The following is a 5,451-nucleotide window of genomic DNA, read 5'->3' as shown; positions in this document are numbered from 1 at the left end:
GCGGGGTGCACGACCTGCGCTTCCAGCCCGGCGACTGGCTGGTGTTCGGCTCCGAGACGCGCGGCCTGGCGCCGGAGCTGCGCGACACCTTTCCCGAACCGCAGCGCCTGAGGCTGCCGATGCGGCCGCACCAGCGCAGCCTGAACCTGTCCAACGCGGTGGCAGTGACGGTGTTCGAGGCCTGGCGGCAGAACGGTTTCGGCTGAGCCATGCACATGCCTCAACCTTGTGCTCCCTGCGACAAACGAGGAAATCGGTTACCTGCTGTTGTGTTTGAAAGACGACGCGCAGGCCTAATCTGTGAATGGACAGACGGCAGTAACCCAGACTCCTCTTTCTCCTTTTCAGCCCGCCCTCCCGGCGGGCTTTTTCTTTGCGCTGCCTGGAAGGTGGCGGCAGCAGCCAGGCAAGCTCAGGGATAGCGCCTGATGAGCGACTCCGCCACGCAGACCGGCTTGTCGCCGCCGTCGCGCTCGATGGTGACCTGCCAGGTCATCTGCACGCCGCTGTTGTCCACCGGTTCGCTTGCCAGCAGTCTGAGCCGCGCGCGTAACCGGCCGCCCACCGGCACCGGCGCCGGGAAGCGCACCTTGTTGAGCCCGTAGTTGATGCCCATGCGGCTGTTGCGGATCTCCAGCGCCGACTCGAAGAACTTCGGCAGCAGCGACAGCGTGAGAAAGCCGTGCGCGATGGTGGTGCCGAACGGCCCCGCCGCCGCGCGCGCGGGGTCCACGTGGATCCACTGGTGGTCGCCGGTGGCTTCGGCGAACTGGTTGACCTGCTGCTGGGTGATGGTGACCCAGTCGGTAACGGCGACTTCCTGGCCGACCAGTGCGGCAACGTCGGCAAGCGATTCGATGGTTTTCATGCCCGTACCCTAAACGTTGGAGGCGTCCCTCAGCTGTCCAGCCAGCGACACAGGTCCTGCCATTGCTCCAGGTCGCGCTCCACGCGGCTGGGCGCCACGTCGAACAGCGTCAGGCCCCGCGCGGCCAGGTGGATGTAGTTCTGGGTGGGCCGCAGGCAGCCCAGCACGGGCAGGCCCAGCTGCTCGGTGAACTCGCCGGCGAGCGCCAGTGCCTGCTGGAACAGCTTGCCGTGCAGGCCGGCGGGCGTATCCAGCACCACGTGGGTCACGCCCCTGGGCGGACGCGCCATGTGGCCGGGGTCGATGTCCCAGCCGCGGACCGGCCGGGCGGAAACCTCCTCGTGTCGGAGCATCATGGGATGCTGGCCGCTTTGCGCTATGTTAGCGGGGATGGATGAGTTGGCAAAAGACGTGATTTCCGGCGGCATCTACGTGCTCGCCGCGCACCCCAACTGGCGCGACTCGCGCGTCAACCGGCGTTTGCTGGAGGCCGCGCGCGCGGCACCCGGCGTGCGGGTGCAGGACCTGTACGCCAGCTACGCCGATTACGACATCGACGTAGCCGGCGAGCAGGAACGCGCCGCCGAGGCGCAGCTGCTGGTGCTGCTGCACCCGGTGCAGTGGTACTCGATGCCGGCGCTGCTCAAGCTCTGGCTGGACGAGGTGCTGGCCTACGGCTGGGCCTACGGCACCGGCGGCACCGCGCTGCGCGGCAAGGACCTGTGGCTGGTGGCCACCACCGGCGGGCCTGAGGACTCCTACCACCCGCAAAGCTACAACCGCTATTTCTTCGACGCCTTCCTGCCGCCCTACGAGCAGACCTCGGCGCTGTGCGGCATGCGTTTTTTGCCGCCGCTGGTTCTGCACGGCGCGCATGCCGTGCCCGACGCGGCGGTGGCGGCGCACGTGCAGGTGTTCGGCGAGCGGCTGCGCAGCTACCCCGCATGGCCGGAGCTGGCCGAGCTGGACGCCTGCCCGGCCTGCGAGGTGCCGCCGTCGGACCGGCCGCGCGAGGCCGCGGCCAGCGTGGCGGGAGCGCAATAACGTGGACCATCTTCCCGCCTGGCTCCTCAACAGCCTGATCTACCTGGGCGCCGCGGTGTTCGCGGTGCCGCTGTCCAAATACCTCGGCCTGGGCTCCATCATCGGCTACCTGGCCGCCGGCATCGCCATCGGGCCCTGGGGGCTGGGCCTGGTCACCAATGTGGAGGACATCCTGCACTTCGCCGAATTCGGCGTGGTGCTGATGCTGTTCCTGGTCGGCCTGGAGCTGGAGCCGCGGCGCCTGTGGAGCCTGCGGCGGCCGATCTTCGGTTGGGGCGCGGCCCAGGTGCTGGGCTGCGCCGCCATCCTGTTCGCCGCTGGCGCGGCTGCCGGCGTGCCCTGGCGCGTCGCGCTGGTGGCGGCGCTGGGCCTGGCGCTGTCGTCCACCGCCATCGCGCTGCAGGTGATGGGCGAGCGCAACCTGCTGCCCACCAGCAGCGGCCAGGCGGGCTTTTCCATCCTGCTGTTCCAGGACGTCGCGGCCATTCCCATCCTGGCGCTGCTGCCGCTGCTGGGCGGCGTGGCCGACCCGGCGCAGCCTGCGGCCAGCCCTGGAGTCGAAGCGTTGAAGATCGTCGGCGTGATCGCCGCCATCGTGCTGGGCGGGCGGCTCTTGCTGAGGCCGCTGCTGCGCTGGATCGCCAAGAGCCGCACGCCGGAGATCTTTACCGCCGCCTCGCTGCTGCTGGTGGTGGCCATCGCGGCGCTGATGCAGTTCGTCGGCCTGTCGATGGCGCTGGGCGCCTTCCTCGCCGGCGTGCTGCTGGCGGAAAGCGAATACAAGCGCGAGCTGGAAACCGACATCGAACCGTTCAAGGGCCTGCTGCTGGGGCTGTTCTTCATCGCCGTGGGCATGAGCATCGACTTCGGGGTGCTGGCGCGCTCGCCCGGGCTGATGGCGGCCATCGTGCTCGGCTTCCTGGCGGCCAAGGTGGCGGTCATCGCGCTGCTCGCGCGCGGCATGGGCATTCCGTGCGCCGAACGGCCGGTGCTGGTGCTGCTGCTGGCGCAGGGCGGCGAATTCGCCTTCGTGGTGTTCCAGGCGGCGTCGGGCGCGCGCGTGTTCTCGGGCGACACCGCATCGCTGCTGATCGGCGCGGTGGCGGTGTCGATGCTGCTCACCCCGCTGCTGCTGCTGGCGGTGGACCGGCTGGTGCTGCCGCGCCTGGCCGGCGCGAAACGGTCGCTCGCCGAGCTCGACGAGCAGCAGGAAACGCCGGTGATCATCGCCGGCTTCGGGCGCTACGGGCAGATCGTCGGCCGCATGCTGGCCGCGCAGGGCATCGGCGCCACCGTGCTGGACCACGACGCCGACATGGTCGAGGCGGCGCGCTCGTTCGGCTACGAGGTGTTCTACGGCGACGCGACCCGGCTGGACCTGCTGCGCACCGCCGGCGCGGCCGAGGCCCGGGTGCTGGTGGTGGCGGTGGACGACACCGAGCAGTCGCTGCGCATCGTGGCATTGGCGCGCGAGCACTTCCCGCACCTGGAACTGGTGGCCCGCGCGCGCGACGTGACGCACTGGAACCAGCTGCGCGACCGCAGCGTGATGCGCGTCGAGCGCGAGGTGTTCGAGTCCAGCCTGCGCAGCGGGCGCAGCGTGCTGGAGGTGCTGGGCATGGCGCCGCACGAGGCCAGGCGGCACGCCATGCGCTTTCGCCGCCACAACCTGGAGCTGTTCGAGCAGATGCATCCGCATTACCGCGACCGCAAGAAGCTGATCGCCGTGGTGCGCGCGGGCCGCCAGCAGCTGGAGGAGCAGATGGCGCGCGAGCGCGCCGACGCCACCCAGCATCGCCAGGGCAGCCGCCACCCGCCCGGCTGGGACGCCAGCGCCGGCATGGACGACTGAAGGGCGCTCGCCCGCGCCACGCGCGCGGCAAATTTCCTAGCGCCTCTAGGCAATTTGCCTAATCACCGCCCGGCACCCGGTGGTTTCATGGAACTCCGATGAACAGGAGTGGTGCCATGGACCGCGCCGTGCGCGAACTCTCCACCGCGATGGCCGCGTCAGCGGCCACGGACGTGGACGAACTGGCCGAGGCGCGGCTCGCGCTGGCGCAGGCGCGCGACCAGCTGCAGGCCCGCACGCGCGAGCTGGCCGACACGCGCCGCTCGCACGAGCAGATGGTGTCCACGCTGGACGCCGCCAACGACGGCATCCTCACGCTGGCCCAGTCGGACGGCTCCTTCTACTTCAATATCCGTTTCGTCGAGATGTGGGGCCTGGCGGAGGACGAGCTGAGCAGCCTGAACCTCGAGAGCCTGCGTCTGTGGCAGCTATCGCGGGTGAAGGACCCGGACGAATGGGCGCGCCACGTTGATCGGATGCGCAGCAACCCGGAAGAGGAGGACTTCAACACCGTGGAGCTGAAGTGCGGCCGGGTGCTGGAGCGCCACGTCATTCCGCAGCGCATCCACGGCAAGTGCGTGGGCAACGTCATCACCTACCGCGACATCACCGAGCGGCTGCGCTACGAGCAGAAGATGATGTTCAACCACCAGGTGCTGGAAAACTCCGGCCCCATGCTCTGGCTGGACCCGGGCTCCGGGATCATCACCTACGCCAACCCGGCCGCCTGCCGCCACCTGGACTATGCGGTGGAGGACATGGTCGGCATGCACATCTCGGAGATCGACTGCGACTACACGGCAGAGCGCGAACGCGACATCGGCAGCAAGCTGGCCGCGCAGGGCGGCGCGGTGACCTTCCATTCGACCCAGCAGTGCAGGAACGGCGAGCTGCGCGACGCCGAGATCACGGTGTTCCTGGCCGAGTCGGCCGGCCGCGCGCTGTACGTCGCGAGCTTTCGCGACCTGACCGAGCAGAAAGTCGCCGAGCGCAAGGAAAAGCGCCAGCAGGCCACGCTGGACTCGCTGATCAACTCGATCTCCGATCTGATCTTCTACAAGGACCGCGAGAGCCGCTACATCGGCTGCAACACGGCCTACGCGGCGCTGGTGGGCAAGCCGGTGGAAGAGGTGCGCGGGCTGACCTGCCACGACGTGTTTCCGGAGGAGCTCGCGGTGCACATGGACGCGCGCGACGCACGCTGCAAGGCGCAGCTGCGCGAGCAGTCGTCCGAGCACTGGGTCACCTACCCGGACGGCCAGCGGGTGCTGCTGCACACGGTGGTGTCGCCGCTGTGGGACGAAAACGGCGAGGCCGAAGGGCTGCTGGGCATCAGCCGCGACATCACCGAGCGCAAGCGAGCGGAAGAAGATATCCGCCGCGCCAAGGAAATTGCCGAGGACGCCACGCGCATGAAGTCGGACTTCCTGGCCAACATGAGCCACGAGATCCGCACGCCGATGAACGCCATCATCGGCCTGTCGCACCTGGTGCTCAAGACCGACCTCACGCCGCGCCAGCGCGACTACGTGCACAAGGTGCACGCCTCGGGCCAGCACTTGCTGGGCATCATCAACGACATCCTGGACTTCTCGAAAGTCGAGGCCGGCAAGCTGGACCTGGAACGCACCGAGTTCGCGCTGGAAAAGCTGCTGGACGACACCGCCAGCCTGATCAGCGAGAAGTG

The 5,451-nt window shown here is 68.8% G+C and carries 5 protein-coding genes and 1 pseudogene; 4 read left to right on the top strand and 2 right to left on the bottom strand.

Going from position 1 to position 5,451, the window contains the following annotated elements:
* Positions 1-206 (top strand): TrmH family RNA methyltransferase (locus H0U68_RS17810; protein ID WP_296358019.1); only part of this gene is annotated, 206 nt, incomplete at its 5' end.
* Between the two features lie 206 nt (positions 207-412).
* On the opposite strand, the gene H0U68_RS17805 is transcribed toward H0U68_RS17810, so the two are convergent.
* Together H0U68_RS17805 and H0U68_RS17800 are read right to left on the bottom strand one after the other, a co-directional pair.
* A complete protein-coding gene (locus tag H0U68_RS17805; protein WP_296358018.1) occupies positions 413-868 on the bottom strand; it encodes a MaoC family dehydratase in 456 nt (151 codons plus the stop codon).
* 29 nt (positions 869-897) lie between these two features.
* Positions 898-1,200, bottom strand: a pseudogene (locus tag H0U68_RS17800) (ParA family protein); the annotation flags it as partial.
* Between the two features lie 58 nt (positions 1,201-1,258).
* Between H0U68_RS17800 and H0U68_RS17795 the strand changes: the two are divergent.
* The 3 genes from H0U68_RS17795 to H0U68_RS17785 form a co-directional block, all read left to right on the top strand.
* On the top strand, positions 1,259-1,912 hold the full coding sequence (locus H0U68_RS17795; protein ID WP_296358016.1) for an NAD(P)H-dependent oxidoreductase: 654 nt from the start codon (positions 1,259-1,261) through the stop codon (positions 1,910-1,912).
* Between the two features lies 1 nt (position 1,913).
* Positions 1,914-3,764, top strand: coding sequence for a glutathione-regulated potassium-efflux system protein KefC (gene kefC / locus H0U68_RS17790; RefSeq protein WP_296358014.1), 1,851 nt, complete (start codon positions 1,914-1,916; stop codon positions 3,762-3,764).
* A gap of 116 nt (positions 3,765-3,880) precedes the next feature.
* The coding region (locus H0U68_RS17785; protein ID WP_296358012.1) for a PAS domain S-box protein at positions 3,881-5,451 on the top strand (1,571 nt) is incomplete at its 3' end.

The sequence above is a fragment of the Ramlibacter sp. genome, from assembly GCF_013697775.1.
Lineage (GTDB): Bacteria > Pseudomonadota > Gammaproteobacteria > Burkholderiales > Burkholderiaceae_C > Ramlibacter.
Note: the sequence above shows the minus strand (reverse complement) of the source record. Positions and strands in the feature narration are given on the sequence as shown.

Coding starts and splice junctions, on each gene's coding strand:
- H0U68_RS17805 (WP_296358018.1), bottom strand. CDS start 868: ATGAAAACCATCGAATCGCTTGCCGACGTTGCCGCACTGGTCGGCCAG.
- H0U68_RS17795 (WP_296358016.1), top strand. CDS start 1,259: ATGGATGAGTTGGCAAAAGACGTGATTTCCGGCGGCATCTACGTGCTC.